This window comes from Humibacter sp., from assembly GCF_035547335.1.
Classification (GTDB): Bacteria; Actinomycetota; Actinomycetes; order Actinomycetales; family Microbacteriaceae; genus Humibacter.
On the sequence record NZ_DASZVF010000010.1, the window covers coordinates 31,278 to 53,515 of the forward strand.

Genomic DNA, 22,238 nt, shown 5'->3' on the forward strand with positions numbered 1-22,238 from the left:
CGCACGCCTGGCGTGATGTCTCACCCCAATAGGTATGTCTCAGCGCGGGAGTGGGACCGCGGGGGCGGACGGAGGGCGACCCGCGCGGCCCACGGGGGCCGCCGCATACGCTGGGAGCATGCACGGTGAATACAAGGTTCCGGGCGGAAAGCTCGTCGTCGTCGACTTCGAGGTGGCGGATGGCGCCATCGCCGACTTCCACCTGTCCGGCGACTTCTTCCTGGAACCCGACTCGGCGCTGGAGGCGATCGACGCGGCCGTGAACGGCCTCTCGGCCGAGTCCGACTCGGGTGCGATCGCGGACGCCATCCGCAGGGCGCTTCCGTCGGATGCCGCGCTGCTCGGATTCTCCCCGGAGGCCGTGGCCGTCGCCATCCGTCGCTCGCTCGCGAACGCCACCTCCTGGCGCGACTACGACTGGACGATCGTGCACGCGAAGGCCGTTCCGCCTCGCCTGCATCTCGCGCTCGACGAGGCGCTGAGCAACTCGCTGGCTGCGGGCCACAGGGGTCCGACGCTGCGCATCTGGGAGTGGGACGAGTCTGCCGTGGTGATCGGAAGCTTCCAGTCCGTCAAGAACGAGGTCGACCCCGACGGCGCGGCGGAGTACGGCTTCGACGTCGTGCGGCGCATCACCGGCGGTGGCGCCATGATGATGGAGAAGGGCAACGTCGTCACCTACTCGCTGTACGTGCCCGCGGAGCTGGTGTCGGGAATGAGCTTCGCGGACAGCTACGCCTACCTCGACGACTGGGCGCTCGTCGCACTCCGCTCGCTCGGAGTGGATGCCACCTACAAGCCGCTCAACGACATCGCCAGCCCGCAGGGCAAGATCGGCGGCGCCGCCCAGAAGCGATTCAAGAACGGAGTGGTGCTGCATCACGTCACCATGAGCTACGACATGGACGGCGAGAAGCTGACGAAGGTGCTGCGCATCGGCCGGGAGAAGATCAGCGACAAGGGCATCACGTCCGCCGCCAAACGCGTCGACCCCCTGCGCCAGCAGAGCGGTCTCAGCCGTGCCGCGATCATCGACCTCATGAAGCAGACGTTCACCGAGCTCTATGGCGCCAAGCCCGGCGACATCTCCGACGCCGAATACGCGGATGCCGAACGCCTGGTCGCCGAGAAGTTCGGCACGGAGGAGTGGCTCTACCGCGTGCCGTGAACCCTCGGCCGATCGGCCGGCGGTAAGCCGTCGACCGATGCCGGGGGAACATCCCAGCGGGCGCGCAGTGAGACCGCGCTACAGTACCGGCGTGGGTTGGTGGGTACTGGTCGGCGTCGTCGCCGTCTGCATCCTTCTCTACCTCGCGAACCGGTTGGGTTGGATCGACCTCAGCGACAAGAGCCGCAAGCCGTCGAAGAGCGGTTCGACGCGCAGTTCGGGCATGCTCCTGATCGGCGACGAGGTCTTCGCACCCGCCAAGTACGAGGCGCAGCTTGAGCTCGACGAGCGTGCTCGGCTGCCCATCCCGGCACCGGTGCCGGGCGACGGTGACAAGGGCATCTTCGGCGAGGGTCCCGTGCGCATCCGGCTCGACTCCGACGGCAATCCTCTTCCCTGACGCACGCCGTCCCCGGCTCACCTCGGCGGTGACTCCGCACCGGCCGCCGGAGGGCGACGACCGCGCAGCATCCCGCCCGAATCCTGCCCAACGGATGTCGGCCTCGCTTCGCAACCGCTGGCCCCGCGTCGCCGCGTCGCGGCATGATGAGCGGATGGATGCCGTCGCCGCGCTGAACGAGATCGCCTTCCTCCTCGAGTACGATCTCGCTCCGCGCTTCAAGGTGCAGGCGTTCCGGCGCGCGGCCTCCGCTATCGCGGGCGTGCCGGATGCCGAGCTGCGCGACCGCCTGGCCGACGGCAGGCTGGCCCGCACGAAGGGCATCGGCGACCGCACCCTGCAGGTCGTCACCCAGGCGCTCGAGGGAGAGCTGCCCGACTACCTCGCGAAGCTTCGCGATGCACGACAGGCACCTCCCGAGTCCGAACTGGCCGGACTCCTGCGCGGTGATCTGCACACCCACACCGAGTGGTCGGACGGCACGGTGCCGATTGCGGCGATGGCGGATGCCGCCGACATGCTCGGACGGGAATACATCGCCATCACGGACCATTCGCCCCACCTGACGGTCGCCAACGGGCTGAGCGTCGAGCGCCTCCAGAAGCAGCTGGCGGACATCGACGAGTGGAACCGCACCTCGCAGCACGACGTGACGCTGCTCACGGGAATCGAGGTCGACATCCTCGAAGACGGCACGCTCGATCAGACCAGGGAGATGTTCGGTCGACTCGATGTCGTCACGGCGAGTGTCCACTCCAAGCTGCGAGCCGATCGAGCGGTGATGACCGCGAGGATGCTCGCCGCGGTGCACGACCCGGCGACCAACGTGCTCGGACACTGCACGGGCCGGCTCGTCCAGGGATCGCGCGGCACGCGACCGCAGTCGGAGTTCGACGCGGAGAAGGTGTTCGCAGCATGCGCGGCCGAGGGAGTCGCGGTCGAGATCAACTCGCGCCCCGAGCGTCAGGATCCGCCCGACGAGCTCATCGCCATGGCGCTCGACGCCGGATGCCTGTTCAGCATCGACAGCGACGCCCACGCTCCGGGGCATCTCGCCTTCGTGGCGCTGGGCGCGGCCCGAGCGGAGGCGGCCGGCGTGCCCGCCGATCGCGTCGTCACGACGTGGCCCCTGCCCCGCCTGCGGGAGTGGCTGGCCGCGCGCGGCTGACCGGCTTCGCGCAGCCCCGACGCCGCGCAGCCAGGTCAGTCGGCGCTCTGCGTCGTCTTCTGCAGGTCCTGATACTCCGGATGCCGCTGGATCCACGCGCGCACGTAGGGGCACAGCGCGACGACGCGCAGACCGGCGGCGCGCGTGTCATCCAGTGCGGTCTGCACCAGCTGTCCCGCGAGTCCCTCGCCCTGATGTCCCTCGTCCACCTCGGTGTGCGTGAAGACGATGTGGTCGTCGAACCGCTTGTAATACGCCGCGCCGACCATCTGGCCGTCCAGCTCGATCACGTAGCGGGAGGCATCCCGGTCGTCGCGTACCTGTGCGCTCATGTGGCCACCATAGGCACGCGGATGCGATCCGTGCCGCCGTTTCGGCCGGTCACCGGCGAATTCACCGGTGACCACCGGGCGTCGACGCCCCGTCTCACGCGGCACGCGGCCACAATGGAACAATGCCCGCCTGGTCGCCCGACAGCCCGAACCTCGTGTTCGAGGCGGACAACCTCGCGGTGCTGCCCCTTCTGCCCGACGACTCGTTCACCCTGATCTACCTGGATCCGCCGTTCAACACGGGACGCCGCCAGGAACGCCGCCCCGTGACCTCGGTGCGCAGCGAGGCGGTGGGCGCGGTGGCGGGCTTCCAGGGGCGCACGTATCAGCGCATCCGCGGCGATCTGCTGCGCTACGACGACCGCTTCGACGACTACTGGGAGTTCCTCGAGCCGCGCCTCGTCGAGGCGTGGCGGCTGCTCGCCGACGACGGCACGCTGTACCTGCATCTGGACTACCGCGAGGCGCACTACGCGAAGGTGCTGCTCGACGCGTTGTTCGGCAGGGCATCGTTTCTCAACGAGCTCATCTGGGCGTACGACTACGGCGCGAAGGCCAAGCGCCGATGGCCGGCGAAGCACGACACGATCCTCGTGTACGTGAAGAATCCGCGCGCCTATCACTTCGATTCGGATGCCGTCGACCGCGAGCCGTACATGGCGCCCGGCCTCGTGACGGCGGAGAAGGCATCCCGCGGCAAGCTGCCGACGGATGTCTGGTGGCACACCATCGTGACCACGAGCGGCCGCGAGAAGACGGGCTATCCCACGCAGAAGCCGGAGGGAGTGGTGCGGCGCATCGTGCAGGCATCCTCGCGCCCGGGGGACTGGGTGCTCGATTTCTTCGCCGGAAGCGGTACGACGGGTTCGGTCGCCGCCGCCCTCGATCGCCGGTTCGTGCTCGTGGACAGCAACCCCGAGGCGATCGCCGTGATGCGCACGCGATTCCAGCGGATGCCCGACGTCGACTTCCGCCTCGCTACCGAGAGTTGAGCCTGTCGAAACCCGGCTCGCAACCGAGGGTTGAGCCTGTCGAAACTCAGCTCCTCTGGGCAGCGGTTTCGACAAGCTCAACCGGCGGTGGCTGCAGCGCAGCGGGCGGCCGGGCCGCGCGTCGCGTCAGCTGGATCCGCGCACGATGAGCCTGGTCTGCAGGATCGTCGCGTGCTCCGCCGGCTCGCCCTCGATGAGCTTCACGAGCTTCTCGGCCATCGCGGCTCCGAGCTCGGTCATGGACTGGTGCATGGTGGTGAGTGCGGGCGCCGCGGCGGATCCCAGCGCGTCGTCGTCGTATCCGACCACGGCGATGTCATCCGGGATGCTCAGCCCCGACTCGGCGATGACCGCGTACGCGCCGAGCGCCATCTGGTCGTTGGCCGCGAAGACGGCGTCGAGCGGCACCTTGCGGGCAAGCAGGCGGCGCATGGCCATCGCGCCGGATGCCGGGGAGAAGTCGCCCCACTCGATGAGTCCCGTGTCGAGGCCCGCTTCGGTCATCGCCCGCCGCCAGCCCAGCTCGCGGTCGAACCCGGCCGGCATGTCGGCGGGACCGGCGATGGTGGCGATGTGCCGTCGCCCGCGTTCGATGAGGTGCCGGGTCGCTGTGACGGCGCCCGCGATGTTGTCGACGTCGACGTAGTAGCTCTCGCCGTCGTCCGCGTGCAGAGGACGGCCGCCGAACACGACGGGCACCGTGCGCCCGAGTCGTTCGTAGGAGTGGTCGCCCGAGTGATGCGAGACGACCAGCGCGCCGTCGATGTTGCCTCCCGTGAGGTACCGACGAGTCTTGTCGGGATTCGCCTCGGAGGCGACGACGATGCCCAGCGTGTAGTCGGTCGCCGCGAGATGCACGGCAACGCCCTGGATGATCATCGCGAAGAACGGATCGGCGAACACCCGGCTCGTCGACTCGGGGATGACCAGGGCGATCGACTCCGTGCGGCGGCTCGCGAGCGACCGGGCGGCGCGGTTGGGCACATAGTTCAGCTCGGCGATCGCGGCGTTGACCGCGGAGATGAGTTCGGGCTTCACCTTCGGCGACCCATTCACCACCCGAGAGACGGTGGCTCGGGACACACCGGCTCGTGCCGCCACCATCTCGAGTGTCGGCGCCTGCGCCGCGCCATTCAAGCCCATGTCGTCCCTTCCCCGCCCGAACTTAGCGCGATTCCGAGCGCGGGGCGAGCCCAGTCGTCGACTGAATGAGCGCGCTCTCACACTGGTGGGTGCGGCCGGCCGGTAACGGTCCATGCCGCTGGCCCGTGTCGGTGGATGCCGCCGGCCCGTGAACGACGGATGCCGCGGGGCGGTCGAGTGACCGAACCCGCGGCATCCGCGACGGAACGCTGCTTGTCGTTCTAGGAGGTTGCGACCTCACCGGGCTTCGCGATGTGCCGGCCGTGGCGAGGACCGCCATCCTTCGCCTCGCCGTCGACGTTAAGCACCTCGACGGGCTCGACGCTCTCGCGAGCACCGGGCACCGGCCCCGAGGGAACGAGGTCGTCGTCCACACCGAGATCCGGCAGCACAAGCGCGCCCGTCTCCTCCGCGGCGGACGCCGCACGCACGGCCTCGTCGTCCGCGGCCTCCTGCAGCGCCGACTTCGCACGCAGCGGCGGCGTCTTGAAGAACAGCGCGAGGACGAACGCGAGCAGCACCACGAACATGGCGATCCAGTAGACCTCCACCGCCGAGGCGTTGAACCCGACGAGGAACGGCTTCGCCAGTCGTTGGTCGGCGTTGTTGAGGAATGACGTGTCGTTGATGGCGCTGCTGTTCACGGTCGTCGTGTTGCCCGACTTGTCGAGCTGCTTCTGAACGGTCGGCACGAGGCTGTCCACGAACTCGTTGCGCTGCGATGCGGTCGAGAAGTCGAGCGACACCGTGCCGTTGGCGTCGAGCCGGGCGACGGGCACCTTCTTCTGGATCTGAGCGAGCACGGCCTGCTGGGCCTGCTGCTCGGCCTGCGCCTCGGCGGCCTGCTGCGCCTGGGGCGGGATGGTTCCCGCCTGAACGCCCTTGTCGACCGCTGCCTTCGCGGCGGCCGTCGCCTTGTCGACGCCGGCCTGCAGCTCCTTCGTGGTGCTCTTGGTCACCTTGTCCACGATCGGCTTGTAGATCGTGTTCATGATGCCCTTGTTCTCGGGAGCCTTGGCGACCGACGGGTCGAAGGCGGCATCCAGTGCGGCGGTCAGCGTGGGCTTGTCGGCCAGCGACGACTGGATGTTGCCCGGCATGGCGGCGAACAGCACCGAGATGAGCACGGCGGTGCCCAGCGTTCCACCGATCTGACGGAAGAACGTGGATGCGCTCGTCGCCACACCCATGTCGCGGAGCCCGACGGCGTTCTGGCTGGCGATCGTCAGCGTCTGCATCAGCTGGCCGAGGCCGAGACCGATGAGGAGCATGGCGCCCGCGATGAACCAGTACGACGTGTCGAACTTGAGGAACGTCAGCCAGAAAAACCCGCCGGACAGCAGCAGCGTGCCGATGATCGGGAACTGCCGGTAGTGCCCGGTGCGGGCGATGATCTGACCGCTCGCGATCGAGGCGATCATCAGGCCGAGGATCATCGGCAGCAGCTGCAGTCCGCTCTCTGTCGGGTTCGACCCCAGAACGAGCTGCAGGTACAGCGGCAGCGTGAGCATGGCGCCGAACATGCCGAAACCGACCAGCACACCGATGATGGTGGCCATCGAGAACGTGTTCGAGCGGAAGAGCTTGAGCGGGATGAGCGCGTCATCCTTCATCAGCATCTCGACGATGATGAACCCGACGACACCGATGGCGCCGATCACGTAGCACGCGATCGCGGACGGGCTGGCCCAGCCCCAGTCACGACCCTGCTCGGCGACGAGAAGCAGCGGCACCAGCGCGACGATCACGCCGGCAGCGCCCCACCAGTCGATGCGCACGGAGTGGTGATCGTGACGCGGGATGTGCAGGAAGGCCATCACGATGATGAGCGCGACGATGCCGATCGGCACGTTGATGAGGAACACCCAGCGCCATCCGGCGATCCACAGGATCTGGTTCGCACCGGCGAACAGACCGCCGATCAGCGGTCCCGCCACGCTCGAGATGCCGAAGACGGCCAGAAAGTATCCCTGGTACTTAGCGCGCTCTCGCGGGGCGAGGATGTCGCCCATGATCGCCAGCGGCATCGACATGAGGCCACCGGCGCCGAGGCCCTGAATGGCACGGAATCCGGCCAGTTCGATCATCGACGTCGAGAACGACGACATGATCGAGCCGATCACGAAGATGATGATGGCGATGATGAACAGCGGCCGCCGGCCGAAGATGTCGGACAGCTTGCCGTAGATCGGCGTGGCGATCGTCGAGACGATCAGGTAGGCGGTGGTCACCCATGCCTGCTGGCTCAGACCATGCAGGTCGTCGCCGATCGTGCGGATGGCGGTGCCGACGACGGTCTGGTCGAGGGCGGAGAGGAACATTCCCGCCATGAGACCGAAGATCACGAAGAGGATCTGGCGGTGGGTCATGATGGCTTTGGGCGCGGATTGCGCCGACGCTGACGTTGCGACTTCTGACATGGATCCCCGTACGTTCTGCTTCATAGCGGTGAAGGGCGCGGCAGCGATGACACGCCAGACGGCGGTCTCGCCGTCGTTGGCATGGTGGAGAGGGCGGCTCTTCGGGGAACGATCGCCTCGAAGAGCGGGTGATGAGATTTTTGCGGTGACTGCAAATTTACACCCGGCGAGTGCGCGCGTCGAACCATAGCAGGTTTCAGGTTCGCTCAGTTCGCCGCCCGCGAACACCGCTGCACCGGCCCGTGTTCTCCGGCGGCGTGGTGCCGCCGGGAAGTGAGGACCACGAAAGGCTGCACACCGGTTATTCCAAGGAGCAGCCGGTAGCTTGTCCCACGCCATGTCATACCCCCCGAACGAGTCGCACGCCGGCATCCGCTCCACCGTCACTCCCCGTTCCCGCAGCGCTCGGGCGACCGAGCGGGCTGGGCGGTTCGTGCGCGGGGCACGCCCGGGCACGAGCGGCGCGCGAGGCGCGGTGGTCGCCGCTGTCGCGGCATCCCTTCTCGTGCTCACCGGATGCACGGCGCCGCACGCTCAGACCACTCCTGCTACCGACCACACAGCGCAGGCGTCGCCGTCGGTGACCGCGGTGTCTCCAGCCCAGGCATCCGTCGTCGGGCAGAAGGTGACGATCACCGGCAGCGATCTGCAGAACGTGAAGAAGGTGACGTTCGGGTCGACGAGCGTGAGCGTCATCTCGGCATCGCAGGGCAAGGTCGTCGCCCAAGCACCGGCCGCCGCGAACTACCAGCCGTCGACCGTGAACCTCAAGCTGGTCGGGCAGTCCGGCAAGACACTCGTCAGCAAGCCGGATGCGCTCGAGTACACAGCAGCGGGAGGCGTGGCCGCACAGATGCAGTACGCGCTCGCGCACTGGCAGAACTACAACACGGCCCAGTACGGCGACCTCAACTCGGTCGGCGGCGACTGCGCCAACTTCGTGAGCCAGACGCTCATCGCCCGCGGGTGGACGATGAACGACGACTGGTACAACCACGGTGCGGCCTCCGACTGGAGTCCCGCGTGGGGGTACGTTCCCGCCATGGATGACTACTTCGCCGAGAACGCGGCCGGGCTCGGTCTCGAGAAGCTCGACTTCTCGCAGGCGAGCAGAGCCAAGGTGGCGCTGGGCGACATCGCGGTCTTCGACTGGGATGCCGACGGCTCTCCCGACCACGTCGAGGTCGTCGACCGGATCACCAAGGTCGACGGTCAGTACAAGATCGATCTCGCCAGCCACAACGACGACTACGCCTACCGCGACCTGGACGACACGATCACCACGCAGCACCCGGGTGCGACGGGCCACTTCTGGCACCTGACGCGCTGAGCGCGGCCGGTTGGCTCTCGTTCCGCACGCCCTCGAACAGGGGTCGGCCGGCCGCCGGGTCGACAGTCGGTGCTCCCCTACACTCGACTCGTGGCATCCAGGCGCACCAGAGTCGGTGCGGTCGTCGCGGCTCTGACCGCCGGGCTTCTCGTGGTCGGCGGGGGAGTGTGGGCGATCGCCGCTGCCGCCACCCGGAACGCCGACGCGGTCGAAGCCCGTTCGACGGGCACTGCACATCCCGCCCCGGTCAGCTCTCCGTCGACGGCGCTCGCCGCGACACCGACGCCCGTACCGACCCCCTCGTTCGACCGCGGTGCGTACTCGATCGACGACCCGGCGAGCATCTGGGTCGTGGTCAACAAGTCGAGGGCGCTGAACCCCGTCGACGCCGTCCCGCCGGACCTCGTGCAGCCTCCCGTGCCGAACATCAACGGGCAGCCCGTGCGCAAAGCCGTCTCCGACGCGCTCGCCGCACTGTTCGCCGCCGCGAAGTCCGAGGCAGGACTGGATCTCACGCTGCAGAGCGGATACCGCTCGTACGACACCCAGGTCTCGGTCTACGACGAGGATGTCGCCGCCAACGGGCAGGTCTATGCCGACACGGATACCGCACGGCCGGGTCACAGCGAGCACCAGACGGGCCTCGCCGTCGACATCAGTGCCGCCTCCGGCCGCTGCAGCCTCGACGCGTGCTTCGGGCAGACCGACGAGGGCAGATGGCTTGCCGCGAACGCGTGGCGGTTCGGCTTCTTGCTGCGGTATCCGCAGGACAAGGTGGCCGTCACCGGTTTCACCTATGAGCCGTGGCACTTCAGGTACGTGGGCGTTCCGCTGGCGACCGAGCTGCACGAGACAGGCGTGACGACGCTCGAGGAGTACTTCGGGGTGCCAGGCGGGGAGTCATATCCGGGCTGAGGTTGCAGCCGAGGTGCCGCGTGCAAGAGCCAAGCCGCGCAACAGTCCGAGCAGCGCTAGCCGTGCAACAGTCGTGCGCGCGTCGGCCCGCGACCTTGCAACCCCCTGAGAGGGCGGCAGGTCGAGGCGATGCCCAGGATGCCGTCGGTAACGTCGAAACCATGAGCTCGACGAGACGGCGCAGCAGGTGGTGGTGGCGTGCGGCATCCGCTCTCTCGGTGTTCGCGGCGCTCGCTCTGGCTGGATGCTCCGCCGGCCCCGCCCCGCTGCCTGCGCCCATCCAGAAGCAGCTCGACTACGCCATGGCGCACTGGAACCACTACAACCTGAAGGCCTACGGCGACCTCAATCCCGTGGGCGGCGACTGCGCGAACTTCGTCAGCCAGACGCTCGTCGCGCGCGGCTGGAAGATGACAGGCGAGTGGTACAACCACGACGCGGCGGCGGACTGGAGTCCCGCGTGGGGATACGTGCCCGCCATGGACAAGTACTTCTCGGCCAACGCGAAGACGCTCGGGCTCGCGCAGTACCCGTTCGACAAGCGCTCGAAGATCGCCGTGGGTGACATCGTCATGTTCGACTGGGACCACGACGGCTCCTACGACCATGTCGAGATCGTGAGCAAGGTGACCGACACGACGGTCGACGGCAAGAAGCACGTCGACATCAAGATGGCCGGCCACAACAAGGACACGAAGTACCGCGACCTCGACTACGTGATCGACAAGGAATATCCGGGCGCCGCCGGCCACTTCTGGCACATCGCGCTGCCGCCCACCGCCTCGCCGACGCCCAGCAGCTGAGGTCGCTTCGCGCGCTCGGATGCGTGCTAGTCCCTCAGCACGTCGCCTCCTTCGGCCCGCAGGCTCCTTCGGCTCTGCATCTCTTTGCCCTGCGCCTCCTTCGGTCCGGCGCTTCGTTCGCCCCTGCGTCTCCTTCGGCCGGCCCGTTTCCTTCGGCCCGCCGTGTTGTTCGGCCCGCCGTGTTCTTCGACCCTTGCTCTCGGCAGCTTCGACCGCGAGTCGCGCGCCCGTGCGGCCGTATTCAGGATGAGCACGACCTCGGCCGTATATCGCGGCCGAGTGGCCGGATCTCCTGAGTTCGCCGTGGGGTGAGAGCGGAAGACCGCGGGGCAACGCGCGGGGGTGACACCGTGTGGTGTCACCCGCTCCGAGATTGCCTGTTGACATGACACCATGATGGTGTCATTGTGGTGTCATGCAGTTGGAAACGTATGTCGAAGAACTCCAGCGTCAGCTCGTGGCAGCGGCCGCGGCCGGCACGGATGAGACGCGCCAGACGGCAGAGCGCCTCACCACGGCTCTCGACGCCGCCGCGCGGCTCATGCTGATCGAGGCGCTCAGCGCTGCGGCGAGCGAGATCACGACCGAGCTGACGCCGGGCTCCGTGGATCTTCGACTCCGTGGGCGGGAGCCGGAGTTCGTCGTGACGGCGGCGCCCGAGTGGTCCGAGTCGTCGACTCCCTCAGCTGCGGCGGCCCCCGCGGTGCCCGCGGCCATCGAGGGGGAGGAGGCATCCACCACGCGCACCACCTTGCGGCTTCCCGACGAGCTCAAGTCGCGCGTCGAAGCCGCCGCCGCGCACGCCGGTGTGTCGGTCAACACCTGGCTCGTCCGCACGATCGCCGCTGCACTGGACGGCGGGGCTTCCCGTCCCGCCGCGCGCGAGGTGACGGGCAAGCGCGTCACGGGATGGGTTCGGTGACGAACGTGGGCACGACATCCGACGGCACAGCGGCATCCATCACTTCCACCTCGAATCCGCAGGGGAGAGCAACCATGAACACCGAGTACGAGACCCCGGAGCCCATCCAGGTGGTGCTCGACATGCTCGTCGTCGTGAGCCTGACCGTCACGGCCGCCGACACGAACACGACGACACTGTCGATCAAAGCCGCCGACCCCACGAAGAAGGATGACGTGCGCGCCCTCGGCGAGGTGAACGTCGACTTCGCCGACGGCGTGCTCGGCATTCGAATCGCCCGCACGCTGCGCTACTACACGTGGTTCAGCGGAAGCCCGCGGCTCATCGTGGACCTCACCGTGCCCACTGGGTCGAGCCTCGACGCCAAGGTGGGTGCGGGCAATGTCAGCACTCAGGGGCTGCTCGGCTTCTGCATGGCCCGCACCGGGGCCGGCGAGCTCCGGATCGAACAGGCAGGCAGGACGACGCTGCACAGCGGCGCCGGTTCGATCCAGGCGGGCAGGATCACAGGTCCGCTGCGCGTGACCAACGGTGCCGGATCCATCCGGATCGGCACGCTGGAAAGCGAGGGAAACGTCAAGAACACCACGGGCAACACCACCTTCGGCGAGGCGGAAGGTCCGCTCACGGTGAAGTCGACGACGGGCGACGTCGTGATCGAACAGCTGAACGGCTCGGCCGAGATCAAGTGCGCACACGGCGAGGTGCGAATCGACCGGGTCGGAACGGGCGAGGTCAAGATCGACGGAGGCTACGGCTCCATCGAGGTCGGCGTGCCGGAGGGCACGGCCGCGTGGCTCGACGTCGCGTCGCGGCACGGCCAGGTGCGCAACGAGCTCGAGGCGGCATCCGCTCCGGTCGAGACTGACCGCACCGTGGCCATCACGGCGCACGCGGACTACGCCTCCATCAGCATCCGTCGCCCGCTCACCTAGCGCGAGACCGACCGTCTCGCGTGAGACCTCCCTCCTCGCGGTAGGTCTCGACCGGAACGGTCGGTCTCAGCGAGAGCGCCAGAACACGCAGCGCGACAGCCGGCAGCCCCGCAGCGCCACAGCCGGCAGCACCGGCAGCACCCGCAGCGCGACGGCCGGCAGCCCGGCAACACGAACGCCCGACCGGGGCGCTGATCATCGCGCCCGAAAACCGGCGGACGAGCCCAGTCACCCCTCCACCACAGAACGAACGATAAGAACGAGGAGACCACCATGACCACCAACCAGACAGCGGATGCCGCGATCCACGTTCGGGGCCTGACCAAGTCCTTCAAAGACCTGCAGGTGCTGCGCGGCGTCGACTTCGACGTCGAGCGCGGGAGCATCTTCGCGCTGCTCGGCTCCAACGGCGCGGGCAAGACCACGGCCATCCGGATCCTGTCCTCGCTGCTGAAGGCGGACGGCGGCGTCGCCACCGTGAACGGCTTCGACGCATTCGCGCAGGGCGCTCAGGTGCGGCAGTCCATCAGTCTGACCGGCCAGTTCGCCGCGGTGGACGAGATCCTCACCGGGCGCGAGAACCTCGTGCTGATCGCGAAGCTGCGGCACGTGGCCGACCCGGAGGGCGTGGCAGACCGTCTGCTCGACCGGTTCTCGCTCACCGAGGCCGGCTCGCGCAAGGCATCCACGTACTCGGGAGGCATGCGCAGGCGTCTCGACATCGCGATGAGCCTGATCGGCAATCCGCCCGTCATCTTCCTCGACGAGCCGACTACGGGTCTGGATCCGGAGGCGCGCGTCGAGGTGTGGGATGCCGTCAAGGAGCTGGCCAGCGGCGGCACGACCGTGCTGCTCACCACCCAGTACCTCGACGAGGCGGAACAACTGGCCGACAGCATCGCCATTCTGCACAAGGGCCGGATCATCGTGAACGGCACTCTCGCCGAGCTCAAGGCGCTGCTGCCGCCAGCCGAGGTGCAGTACGTCGAGAAGCAGCCCACCCTCGAGGACGTCTTCTTCGCACTCGTCGGCGACGACGGGAATGAGCACGACCCGGTATCCGAGGACACGAACACCCCGTCGACCGTCACCCCGACCACGAAGTGACGTCGGGACAACGAAAGGACATGAGCGTCATGAGCACGAGCACCATCGCCGCGTCGGCACAGGTCGGCGGCCACTTCTTCTCCGACACGGTCGCCCTGACCGGGCGCACCATCAAGCACATCACCCGCAGCCTCGACACGGTCATCACCACGTGCATCATGCCGATCGGATTCCTGCTGCTGTTCGTGTACGTGCTGGGCGGCGCGATCGACACGGGAACCGACACCTCGTACGTGGACTACCTGCTGCCGGGCATCCTGCTCATCACCGTGGCATCCGGCATCTCGTACACCGCGTACCGGCTGTTCCTCGACCTGCAGGGCGGCATCTTCGAACGGTTCCAGTCCATGCCGATCGCGCGGTCGTCAGTGTTGTGGGCGCATGTGCTCACCTCCATGGTGGCGAACGTGGTCTCCATGGTCGTCGTGGTGGGCGTTGCGCTTCTGATGGGCTTCCGCACCGGGGCGAGCGTGCTGGACTGGCTCGCTGTCGCGGGCATCCTGCTGCTGTTCACGCTCGCACTGACCTGGATCGCTGTGATCCCCGGCCTGAGCGCGAAGAGCGTGGACGGTGCGAGCGCGTTCTCGTATCCGCTGATCTTCCTGCCGTTCATCAGCTCGGCGTTCGTGCCGACAGCATCCATGCCGGGGCCGGTCGCCTGGTTCGCGCAGTACCAGCCGGTGACGCCGATCGTGAACTCGATCCGCGACTTGTTCAGCGACCAGCCGGTCGGCTCGGACATCTGGATCGCGCTGGCGTGGCTCGTCGGCATCCTTGTCGTGGCGTACGTGTTCGCCCAGGTGATCTACCGCAAGAAGATCTCGTAGCTGCGTCGGCCTCTGGCAGGTGGATGGCCGAGAGGATCCGCGTTCCGGTCGCATGCCCCCGCCGCGCTCAACGCGCGGCTCCCGCCAGACCCGATGCCAGCGACCGGAACCCGGATCCTCTCGGCCACATCCGAACCCACCCACCGCTACCAGCACACGAGCACAGGCAGATGTCGCCGCACCAGGCAGCATCTGCCTGTTCTGGTGTGGAAAGCGTCATCCCGCCTGTTCTCGGGAGGCCTGTTCTTGGGAGCCGGTTCTCGGGAGGCCTGTTCTCGGGAGTGCTGTTCTCGGGAGCAGAGAACAGCAGGACCGAGAACAGCAGGCCAGGGATGTTATGGCGATCAGGCGATCGCGGCGTCCACGATCCGCTTCGCCTCCGCCTGCACCTGGCGCAGGTGGTCCTCCCCGAGGAACGACTCGGCGTAGATCTTGTAGACGTCCTCCGTCCCACTCGGGCGGGCAGCGAACCACGCGTTCTCGGTGACCACCTTGACGCCGCCGATGGGGGCGTCGTTGCCCGGCGCCTTGGAGAGCTTGGCGATGATCTTCTCGCCCGCGAGCTCCGTCGCCGCAATGGCGTCGCCGTCGAGCTTGCCCAGCTTGGCCTTCTGCTCCTTGGATGCTGCGGCATCCACCCGCTGGTAGACCGGGTCGCCGAACTGCTCGGTCAGCTCCCGGTACAGCTGCGATGGCGTCTTGCCCGTGACGGCGATGATCTCGCTCGCCAGCAGCGCGAGCAGGATGCCGTCCTTGTCGGTCGTCCACACCGTTCCGTCCATGCGGAGGAAGGAGGCGCCAGCGCTCTCCTCGCCGCCGAAGGCGACGGAGCCGTCCACGAGCCCGGGCACGAACCACTTGAAGCCGACCGGGACCTCCCAGAGGCGGCGTCCGAGCGACTCGGCGACCCGGTCGATGATCGACGACGACACGAGCGTCTTGCCGATCGCGGCATCCGGTCGCCAGCCGGGGCGATGCGTGTAGAGGTACTGGATGGCGACGGCCAGGTAGTGGTTCGGGTTCATCAGCCCGCCGTCGGGTGTGACGATGCCGTGGCGGTCGGCGTCCGCGTCGTTGCCCGTCACCACGTCGAACTCGTCCTTGTGGGTCAGGACGGAGGCCATGGCCGACGGGCTCGACGGATCCATGCGGATCTTGCCGTCCCAGTCCAGCGTCATGAAGCCCCACTGCGGGTCGATGGCCGGGTTGACGACGGTGAGGTCCAGCCCGTACTTCTCACCGATGAGCGACCAGTAGTGCGCGCTCGCGCCGCCGAGCGGATCGGCCCCGATGCGCACTCCCGCCTTCTTGATGGCGTCGATGTCGATGATGTTCTTGAGGTCGTCGACGTAGCGCTCGCGAAAGTCGTACGTGGATACACCGCTCGGCTCGGCCCGGTTCACCTCGCGGAGACCGTCGGCGATGAGCTCGTTGGCGCGGTTCGCGATCCAGCTCGTGGCGTCCGTGTCGGCCGGTCCGCCGTGCGGCGGGTTGTACTTGAAGCCGCCGTCGCGAGGCGGGTTGTGACTGGGCGTCACGACGATGCCGTCCGCCAGCGGTTCTCCCTGATGCTCGCGGTTGTACGTGAGGATGGCGTGGCTCACCGCGGGCGTCGGCGTGAAGTCGTCGTATTCGTCGACGAGCACGTCGATGTCGTTGCCGACCAGTACCTCGAGCGCAGTCGTCTGCGCCGGCAGGCTCAGCGCGTGCGTGTCGGCCCCGATGAACAAGGGACCGGTGGTTCCCTGCGACGCGCGGTACTCCACGATCGCCTGCGTGATCGCCGCGATGTGGTCCTCGTTGAACGCGGTGTCGAACGCGCTGCCACGGTGTCCGCTGGTGCCGAACACGACGCGCTGCTCGGGCACCGACGCATCCGGCTTCTTGTCGTAGTACGCCCTCACCAGGGCCTCGACGTCGATCAGATCTTCTTCAGTGGCCGGGGTGCCTGCGCGATCGGACATGCGAACCAGTCTGGCATCCGGAGGCATTCTCGTCTGCCCCTTCCGATGCGCCGCTCGGCGTGCGAGTGCGACGGCCGGAGTCCGCCGCGGCGTTCCGCGACTCGACGCATCGCGCAGCGGTTCGCCGATCGCCGGGGCGCCCTAGGCCGCACACCGTAGCGAGCACCGGCACGGCGGGGAACCCGCGGCCGGTTAGGCTTCCACCATGTCGGATGCCACCGCCGAGACCCCCGCCCCTGCCGGCCTCGAGGGAACCGAGACGTACAGCTTTCTCGGGCCGAGCGGCACCTTCACCGAGGCTGCGCTCGCACAGGTGCCGGAGGCCGCCGGCAAGCCGTGGCGAGCCGTGAACAACGTCGGCGAAGCGCTCAACGACGTGGTGGACGGGCGCAGCGTCGCCGCGATGATCGCGATCGAGAACTCGATCGAAGGCGGAGTGAGCGCGACTCAGGACGCGCTCGCGACCATCCAGGGGCTTCGCATCATCGGCGAATACCTCGTGCCGGTGGGCTTCGTGCTCGTCGCACGACCCGGAACGGCGCTCGCCGACGTGAAGACCGTGACGGCGCATCCGGTCGCCTACGCGCAATGCAAGGAATGGCTCGGACGCAACCTGCCGTCGCACGACTACATGCCTGCGTCGAGCAACGTGGCGGCCGCAAGGTCGCTGCTGGAGACGGATGCCTCCGGCAGGCCGGTCAGCCCGGCGGACGCCGCGATCGCCCCGCCCGGCATCGTGCACCACCACGATCTCGCGCTGCTGGCGGACGACATCATCGACAACGCCAACGCGGTCACGCGGTTCGCCCTCGTGAGCCGCACCAGGAACATCCCCGAGCCCACCGGATCGGACAAGACGAGCCTCATCGTCGAGCTGCCCTCCGACCGGTCGGGCACGCTCGTCGAGATGCTGGAGCAGTTCTCCACGCGCGGCGTCAACCTCAGCCTCATCCAGTCGCGGCCCATCGGCGACGAGTTCGGGCGGTACCGGTTCATCATCGACGCTGACGGCCACGTCAAGGAGGAGCGGGTGGCGGATGCGCTGCTCGGCCTGTTCCGGTTCAGCCCGAACATCACGTTCCTCGGCTCGTATCCGCGTGCCGACCGCGTTCCCGTCGACTACGACCAGCGCTACTCCGACAGCGTGTTCATCGAGGCGAGGGACTGGCTGCGCGGTCTCATCGGTGGCGAACCCGAGGACTGACTGCCTCTCCTGACCACCGCGGCCGGCTCGGAGTGACGCCCGGCGTCGAGGCGATGTCCGGCGTCGAGGTGACGTCTGGCGTCGAGGTGACGTCTGGCGTCGAGCAGAGTCTCCGGGCGCTACTCGGCGGGCACGCGCACGACGAGAGCGCCGGCATCCGCCCAGAAGTGCGCACCGACGACGTCGCCGAACCCGTCGCCGTCGAGCTCGATCGGCTCGGCGCCCTCGACGGCCACGTGCAGCGAGGGACCGCGCAGGTAGGTGAGCATGCTGGCCTTGTCCGATCCGGTGAAGCGGATGATCTTGCGCCCGAACGCGGAGCGGCGCAGCACCCTGTTCTCCCACGTCACCTTCCGCCAGATGGCGAGCCAGCCGAAGATGGTCCGTGGCTGGAGCAGGGCAATGTCGAGTTCGCCGTCGTCGATGCGAGCGTCGGGCAGCAGCTCCATGTTGCCGGGCAGCACGCCGCAATTGCCGGCCAGGATCGTGCTGACATGCGCCGAGTGGGCGGGCTGACCGGGGAACCGATAGTGGATGTGCAGCTTCTTCGTGCCTAGTGACCGCAGGCCGCCTTCGATGTAGGCCAGCCATCCGACCTTCTTCTTCAGCTGCGGACGCGTGTTCGCGAACATCGCGGCGTCGATGCCGATGCCCGCCATCACCAGGAAGACGTGATCGCTGGATGCGCCGCTCTCCCTGGTGAGCTCCGCGACGCCGACGTCCATCGACTTGTCCACGCCGGTGAAGGCGATCAGGGCGCATTGCTGCGTGTCGGAGTAGGGCAGCGCGAGGTTGCGCGCGAGCAGATTGCCCGTGCCGAGCGGAACGACTCCCATCGGCACGCCGCTGCCGCGCATGCCGGCCGCCACCGAGCGCACCGTGCCGTCGCCGCCTGCCGCGATCACGAGATCGGCGCCGTCGTCGAGCGCTCGCCGCGTGAGGCCGATGCCGGCGTCGTCGACGGTCGTCTCCAGCCATACCGGATCGGCCCAGCCCGAGTCGTCGGCATCCGAGATGCTGTCGCGTGCCTGCGAGAGGGCGGTGTTCACGGCCTGCCGCAGCGATTGCTGGTCGCCCTTCGTGGGGTTGTACACGACTGCGACGCGGCGCGCGCGAGGCCCGTCGGGGCTGTCCGACGTGACATCGGATGCAGATGCGACCGGCTCGCTCACCCACACCACGCTACCGACAGTGCGGCCCAGATGGTGCAGCCGGCCTTCGGATGCTGCCCCAGTTCGGGTTTCACGGGCGGAAAATGCGGGTGGCGAGCGGGCGAACAGCGTTTTCTGCACGTGAGACGGGGTCCGGGAGGACGGTGAGGCCCAATTATCGCGGCTACGCCGCTCAAAGGCTCAATCGGCTCGGCCATCGGAAGCAAGCTCCCGCCGGCCGATCCTCAATCGCCTCTAGACTCGGGGGGTGATCGATCCCGTCCTCCTGCGCGAAAACCCGGACCTCATCAGGCATTCGCAGGAGGCGCGCGGAGAGTCTCCCGACACCGTCGACGCCGCGCTCAGCGCTGACGCGGAGCGCCGCGCCACGATCACCGAATACGAGTCGCTGCGGGCTGAGCAGAACGCGTTCGGCAAGCGCGTGGCATCCGCTCCGAAGGAGCAGAAGAAGGAGCTCGTCGCACAGGCGCAGCAGCTGGCTGCGCGCGTGAAGGATGCGCAGGCGCGGGCATCCGAGGCAGAGCAGCGCTTCGACGACGCGGTTCGCCGCATCGGCAACGTGATCATCGACGGGGTGCCGGCCGGTGGCGAAGACGACTTCGTCACGCTGCGCGAGGTGGGTGACATCCCCGCGTTCGACTTCGACCCGCTCGATCACCTCGAGCTCGGCGAGAAGCTCGACGCCATCGACATGGCCAGGGGCGCCAAGGTGAGCGGGGCACGCTTCTACTTTCTGAAGGGCGTCGGAGCGCGCCTCGAGATCGCGCTCATGAACTACGCGCTCGACAAGGCGCTCGCCAACGGATTCGTGCCGCTCATCACTCCCACGGTCGTCAAGCCCGAGATCATGCAGGGGACCGGATTCCTCGGCGCGCACGCCGATGAGGTCTACCGACTCGAGAACGACGACCTCTATCTCACCGGCACGAGCGAGGTCGCGCTCGCCGGATACCACTCCGACGAGATCGTCGACCTCTCGGACGGCCCGCTGCGCTACGCCGGCTGGTCCACCTGCTACCGGCGCGAAGCCGGCAGCGGCGGCAAGGACACGCGGGGCATCATCCGCGTGCACCAGTTCAACAAGCTCGAGATGTTCGTCTACACGACGCCGGAGCAGGCTGAGGCCGAGCACCTGCGCCTTCTCGACCTACAGGAGCAGATGCTGCAGTCGCTCGGACTCGCGTACCGGGTCATCGACACCGCAGCAGGAGACCTGGGGTCGAGCGCCGCCCGCAAGTACGACGTCGAGGCCTGGGTGCCGACACAGGGTCGCTACCGAGAGCTGACCTCCACGTCGAACTGCACCACGTTCCAGGCGCGACGGCTGCAAATCCGCTACCGCACCGACAGCGGCAAGACGACTCCCGCGGCCACCCTCAACGGCACGCTCGCGACGACGCGGTGGATCGTCGCACTACTGGAGACGCACCAGCAGGCGGACGGCTCGGTGACGGTTCCCGAAGTGCTGCGTCCTTACCTCGGCGGGCTCGAGGCTCTGCGACCGGTCGTAGCATGAGCGCGGCGGATGCAGCAGGGCTGGAAGCTGCGCCCGACCGGCTGCTGATCGCGCTCGATGTCGACGGAACTCTGCTGCACGAGGATGGATCGTCATCCGACGCCGTCAAGGATGCCGTGGCAGCCGCCATCGCGGCCGGTCACGAGGTCACGCTCGCCACGGGTCGCAGCTGGGAGACGGCCGGCGAGCTGCTCGAGCTGTTCGGAATGGCGCCCGAGTACGTGGTGTGCTCCAACGGGGCCGTCATCCTGCAGCGATCCGGTGACGGATACCGTCGCGCGATCGTCGAGACGTTCGACGCGCGCCCGGTGCTCGAGATGGTGCGCGGATACCTGCCGGAGGGCGGGTACATGGTGGAGAAGGCCGACGGCAAGCGCCTGTACACGGCAGGCATGGATGCCACGGACTGGGCGATCGGACAGGCGGAGGCCGTGCCGTTCGACGAACTCGGTCGCGAGCCGGTCAGCCGCGTCGTGGTCGTCTCGCCGTCGCACGACGCGGACGAGTTCCTCGGCATCGTGGAGCGGATGGGCCTGCACAAAGTCACGTACGCCGTTGGCTGGGCGGCGTGGCTCGACATCGCACCCGAGGGCGTCAGCAAGGGCAGCGCGCTTGCCCGTGTCATCGACAGGCTCGGGATGCCCAAGGACTCGCTGCTCGTGGTGGGCGACGGACGCAACGACGTCGAGATGTTCCAGCTCGCACGCGAGTACGGAGGGCGCGCCGTGGCGATGGGGCAGGCACCCGACGAGGTGAAGGCCGCAGCCGGAGAGGTCACCGAGAGCGTGGACGACGACGGGCTGGCATCCGTGCTGCTGTCCGTCTCGACCGCCGTGCGCTGATCCGAAGCGCGCTTCGGACGCGCGTGCCTGCGCTCCGCGCTGCAATACTGAGGCACGGCCTGGCCCCGTTCGGGGGTGTTTGTTACCCTCGAACCTTGGGTCTCGCAGCCGAAAGCGAGTGCCCGGCCCTCGAACCAGTGGCGGCGTGCACGAGGTGCGTCGCGGCATCCGGAGTCCATGACTGCTTACCCCACTCGACGCGCTGCCCGCGAGGCGTTGTCTGCCTCTGCCGGCAGGCCGGCTCGTCGAGCCAGGGGCACCGGATCCCGGCGCATGGACGCGGCGCGAGGCACGCAGGCCCAGCACAGATCGCAGCCCAAACCGTGGCGTTCGCCCGGCCGGGTGACGGCCGCCGCAGCTGCCGCCGTGTTCCTGGCCGGCAGTGCGGTGGTGGCGATCCCGGCCAATGCCACGACGTCGCCGACCGGCACCGTCTACGCCGACCAGCTGCTGGCGCACACCCAGTCGCTGCACGTCTCCGGTGCGGTCGCTCAGGCCGCGGTCGAGCAGCCGAAGTACAACTCCGCCGGCTTCACCCGTCCCGACGGATCGCCCGCGATCACCGTCGGGGGCCTGACCAACGTGGACTGGGCCGCCCTCGTGCTGCAGGACGGCAAGTTCCCGGTGACCCCGAACAACCTCACCGTGATGCTGCAGTGGATGGATTCCGAGAACGATCCGCACAGCTGGTACCTGCGCAACAATCCGCTGAACAACGGTCTCGGATCCGGCGGCGGATCGGGCCTGGGCAGCTACGACAACCTCACGATCGCGGCGAGCTACGTGGCGCAGCAGCTGCGCCGCGACCTGTTCTCGGGCATCGCGCAGGCGTTCGACGCCGATTCGCCGGTGTCGGTGAGCGCGCAGGCGATCATCGCGTCGCCGTGGGCGGGCGGGCACTACAACAACGGCGCCATCTGGCACGCCGTCGACGTGCCCATCGTCTCCGCTCCGGCTGAGGACTGGTAGTTCGGCAACGTGCTCTCGGGTCGCAGGACGCGGATGCGGCTAGTGAAGTCGGATGCGTGTCGCGGGGTCTGATGCCGCTGGGCCGCCTACGGTCGCGGATGCTTCCGAC

The 22,238-nt window shown here is 68.0% G+C and carries 20 protein-coding genes; 15 read left to right on the forward strand and 5 right to left on the reverse strand.

The window, feature by feature from the left end; all coding sequences use genetic code 11:
* Window positions 1-118 precede the first annotated feature (118 nt).
* The 3 genes from VHB92_RS03335 to VHB92_RS03345 all read left to right on the forward strand — a co-directional run bounded on the left by VHB92_RS03335 (window position 119) and on the right by VHB92_RS03345 (window position 2,736).
* Window positions 119-1,168, forward strand: coding sequence for a biotin/lipoate A/B protein ligase family protein (locus VHB92_RS03335; protein ID WP_325451370.1), 1,050 nt, complete (start codon window positions 119-121; stop codon window positions 1,166-1,168).
* 91 nt (window positions 1,169-1,259) lie between these two features.
* Window positions 1,260-1,568, forward strand: coding sequence for a hypothetical protein (locus VHB92_RS03340; protein ID WP_325451372.1), 309 nt, complete (start codon window positions 1,260-1,262; stop codon window positions 1,566-1,568).
* 154 nt (window positions 1,569-1,722) lie between these two features.
* Window positions 1,723-2,736: a PHP domain-containing protein gene (locus VHB92_RS03345; protein WP_325451374.1), complete on the forward strand. Its 1,014-nt coding sequence runs from the start codon at window positions 1,723-1,725 to the stop codon at window positions 2,734-2,736.
* Between the two features lie 35 nt (window positions 2,737-2,771).
* Here VHB92_RS03345 and VHB92_RS03350 read toward each other — a convergent pair whose 3' ends face one another.
* Window positions 2,772-3,068 (reverse strand): GNAT family N-acetyltransferase, encoded by a 297-nt coding sequence (locus tag VHB92_RS03350; RefSeq protein WP_325451376.1) that lies wholly within the window; start codon window positions 3,066-3,068, stop codon window positions 2,772-2,774.
* A 122-nt stretch (window positions 3,069-3,190) separates the two neighbouring features.
* On the opposite strand from VHB92_RS03350, the gene VHB92_RS03355 reads away from it, so the two are divergent.
* Window positions 3,191-4,060, forward strand: coding sequence for a site-specific DNA-methyltransferase (locus VHB92_RS03355; protein ID WP_325451378.1), 870 nt, complete (start codon window positions 3,191-3,193; stop codon window positions 4,058-4,060).
* 126 nt (window positions 4,061-4,186) lie between these two features.
* On the opposite strand, the gene VHB92_RS03360 is transcribed toward VHB92_RS03355, so the two are convergent.
* Together VHB92_RS03360 and VHB92_RS03365 are read right to left on the reverse strand one after the other, a co-directional pair.
* Entirely contained in the window at window positions 4,187-5,203 is a 1,017-nt protein-coding gene (locus VHB92_RS03360) for a LacI family DNA-binding transcriptional regulator (RefSeq protein ID WP_325451380.1), read from the reverse strand.
* A gap of 221 nt (window positions 5,204-5,424) precedes the next feature.
* The gene (locus tag VHB92_RS03365; protein WP_325451382.1) at window positions 5,425-7,572 is read right to left on the reverse strand and encodes an MDR family MFS transporter; all 2,148 of its coding nucleotides are present in this window, start codon (window positions 7,570-7,572) and stop codon (window positions 5,425-5,427) included.
* 388 nt (window positions 7,573-7,960) lie between these two features.
* Between VHB92_RS03365 and VHB92_RS03370 the strand changes: the two genes are divergently transcribed.
* The 7 genes from VHB92_RS03370 to VHB92_RS03400 all read left to right on the forward strand — a co-directional run bounded on the left by VHB92_RS03370 (window position 7,961) and on the right by VHB92_RS03400 (window position 14,462).
* Window positions 7,961-8,953, forward strand: a complete 993-nt coding sequence (locus VHB92_RS03370; protein ID WP_325451384.1) for an amidase domain-containing protein — start codon at window positions 7,961-7,963, stop codon at window positions 8,951-8,953.
* 90 nt (window positions 8,954-9,043) lie between these two features.
* Complete coding sequence (locus VHB92_RS03375; RefSeq protein WP_325451386.1) at window positions 9,044-9,868, forward strand: M15 family metallopeptidase; 825 nt, start codon at window positions 9,044-9,046, stop codon at window positions 9,866-9,868.
* A 161-nt stretch (window positions 9,869-10,029) separates the two neighbouring features.
* The gene (locus tag VHB92_RS03380) at window positions 10,030-10,671 is read left to right on the forward strand and encodes an amidase domain-containing protein (protein ID WP_325451388.1); all 642 of its coding nucleotides are present in this window, start codon (window positions 10,030-10,032) and stop codon (window positions 10,669-10,671) included.
* 415 nt (window positions 10,672-11,086) lie between these two features.
* Window positions 11,087-11,593, forward strand: coding sequence for a toxin-antitoxin system HicB family antitoxin (locus tag VHB92_RS03385; RefSeq protein WP_325451390.1), 507 nt, complete (start codon window positions 11,087-11,089; stop codon window positions 11,591-11,593).
* A 74-nt stretch (window positions 11,594-11,667) separates the two neighbouring features.
* Complete coding sequence (locus tag VHB92_RS03390; protein ID WP_325451392.1) at window positions 11,668-12,528, forward strand: DUF4097 family beta strand repeat-containing protein; 861 nt, start codon at window positions 11,668-11,670, stop codon at window positions 12,526-12,528.
* A gap of 273 nt (window positions 12,529-12,801) precedes the next feature.
* Window positions 12,802-13,635 (forward strand): ABC transporter ATP-binding protein, encoded by an 834-nt coding sequence (locus VHB92_RS03395; protein ID WP_325451394.1) that lies wholly within the window; start codon window positions 12,802-12,804, stop codon window positions 13,633-13,635.
* A 29-nt stretch (window positions 13,636-13,664) separates the two neighbouring features.
* Window positions 13,665-14,462, forward strand: a complete 798-nt coding sequence (locus tag VHB92_RS03400) for an ABC transporter permease (RefSeq protein WP_325451514.1) — start codon at window positions 13,665-13,667, stop codon at window positions 14,460-14,462.
* Between the two features lie 344 nt (window positions 14,463-14,806).
* Here the strand turns inward: VHB92_RS03400 and pgm are convergent, their stop codons facing one another.
* Window positions 14,807-16,426: a phosphoglucomutase (alpha-D-glucose-1,6-bisphosphate-dependent) gene (gene pgm, locus VHB92_RS03405; RefSeq protein ID WP_325451396.1), complete on the reverse strand. Its 1,620-nt coding sequence runs from the start codon at window positions 16,424-16,426 to the stop codon at window positions 14,807-14,809.
* Window positions 16,427-16,631: 205 nt separating this feature from the next.
* On the opposite strand from pgm, the gene pheA reads away from it, so the two are divergent.
* Window positions 16,632-17,630, forward strand: coding sequence for a prephenate dehydratase (gene pheA, locus VHB92_RS03410; protein ID WP_325451398.1), 999 nt, complete (start codon window positions 16,632-16,634; stop codon window positions 17,628-17,630).
* A 119-nt stretch (window positions 17,631-17,749) separates the two neighbouring features.
* Here the strand turns inward: pheA and VHB92_RS03415 are convergent, their stop codons facing one another.
* Window positions 17,750-18,802 carry a diacylglycerol/lipid kinase family protein gene (locus tag VHB92_RS03415; protein WP_325451399.1) on the reverse strand — a complete coding sequence of 351 codons (1,053 nt, stop codon included), beginning with the start codon at window positions 18,800-18,802 and terminating at the stop codon, window positions 17,750-17,752.
* Between the two features lie 247 nt (window positions 18,803-19,049).
* Here VHB92_RS03415 and serS point away from each other — a divergent pair, with 247 nt between their 5' ends.
* The 3 genes from serS to VHB92_RS03430 all read left to right on the forward strand — a co-directional run bounded on the left by serS (window position 19,050) and on the right by VHB92_RS03430 (window position 22,129).
* The gene (gene serS, locus VHB92_RS03420; RefSeq protein WP_325451401.1) at window positions 19,050-20,318 is read left to right on the forward strand and encodes a serine--tRNA ligase; all 1,269 of its coding nucleotides are present in this window, start codon (window positions 19,050-19,052) and stop codon (window positions 20,316-20,318) included.
* Window positions 20,315-21,160, forward strand: a complete 846-nt coding sequence (locus VHB92_RS03425; RefSeq protein WP_325451403.1) for an HAD family hydrolase — start codon at window positions 20,315-20,317, stop codon at window positions 21,158-21,160. The genes serS and VHB92_RS03425 overlap by 4 nt, the downstream gene beginning before the upstream one ends.
* A 273-nt stretch (window positions 21,161-21,433) precedes the next feature.
* Window positions 21,434-22,129 carry a hypothetical protein gene (locus VHB92_RS03430; protein ID WP_325451405.1) on the forward strand — a complete coding sequence of 232 codons (696 nt, stop codon included), beginning with the start codon at window positions 21,434-21,436 and terminating at the stop codon, window positions 22,127-22,129.
* Window positions 22,130-22,238 lie beyond the last annotated feature (109 nt).

What these genes read in the sequence shown, in the direction of transcription:
- VHB92_RS03335 (WP_325451370.1), top strand. Translation starts at nt 119, where the DNA reads ATGCACGGTGAATACAAGGTTCCGGGCGGAAAGCTCGTCGTCGTCGAC.
- VHB92_RS03345 (WP_325451374.1), top strand. Translation starts at nt 1,723, where the DNA reads ATGGATGCCGTCGCCGCGCTGAACGAGATCGCCTTCCTCCTCGAGTAC.
- VHB92_RS03350 (WP_325451376.1), bottom strand. Translation starts at nt 3,068, where the DNA reads ATGAGCGCACAGGTACGCGACGACCGGGATGCCTCCCGCTACGTGATC.
- VHB92_RS03355 (WP_325451378.1), top strand. Translation starts at nt 3,191, where the DNA reads ATGCCCGCCTGGTCGCCCGACAGCCCGAACCTCGTGTTCGAGGCGGAC.
- VHB92_RS03360 (WP_325451380.1), bottom strand. Translation starts at nt 5,203, where the DNA reads ATGGGCTTGAATGGCGCGGCGCAGGCGCCGACACTCGAGATGGTGGCG.
- VHB92_RS03365 (WP_325451382.1), bottom strand. Translation starts at nt 7,572, where the DNA reads ATGACCCACCGCCAGATCCTCTTCGTGATCTTCGGTCTCATGGCGGGA.
- VHB92_RS03370 (WP_325451384.1), top strand. Translation starts at nt 7,961, where the DNA reads ATGTCATACCCCCCGAACGAGTCGCACGCCGGCATCCGCTCCACCGTC.
- VHB92_RS03380 (WP_325451388.1), top strand. Translation starts at nt 10,030, where the DNA reads ATGAGCTCGACGAGACGGCGCAGCAGGTGGTGGTGGCGTGCGGCATCC.
- VHB92_RS03385 (WP_325451390.1), top strand. Translation starts at nt 11,087, where the DNA reads ATGCAGTTGGAAACGTATGTCGAAGAACTCCAGCGTCAGCTCGTGGCA.
- VHB92_RS03390 (WP_325451392.1), top strand. Translation starts at nt 11,668, where the DNA reads ATGAACACCGAGTACGAGACCCCGGAGCCCATCCAGGTGGTGCTCGAC.
- VHB92_RS03395 (WP_325451394.1), top strand. Translation starts at nt 12,802, where the DNA reads ATGACCACCAACCAGACAGCGGATGCCGCGATCCACGTTCGGGGCCTG.
- VHB92_RS03400 (WP_325451514.1), top strand. Translation starts at nt 13,665, where the DNA reads ATGAGCACGAGCACCATCGCCGCGTCGGCACAGGTCGGCGGCCACTTC.
- pgm (WP_325451396.1), bottom strand. Translation starts at nt 16,426, where the DNA reads ATGTCCGATCGCGCAGGCACCCCGGCCACTGAAGAAGATCTGATCGAC.
- pheA (WP_325451398.1), top strand. Translation starts at nt 16,632, where the DNA reads ATGTCGGATGCCACCGCCGAGACCCCCGCCCCTGCCGGCCTCGAGGGA.
- VHB92_RS03425 (WP_325451403.1), top strand. Translation starts at nt 20,315, where the DNA reads ATGAGCGCGGCGGATGCAGCAGGGCTGGAAGCTGCGCCCGACCGGCTG.
- VHB92_RS03430 (WP_325451405.1), top strand. Translation starts at nt 21,434, where the DNA reads ATGGACGCGGCGCGAGGCACGCAGGCCCAGCACAGATCGCAGCCCAAA.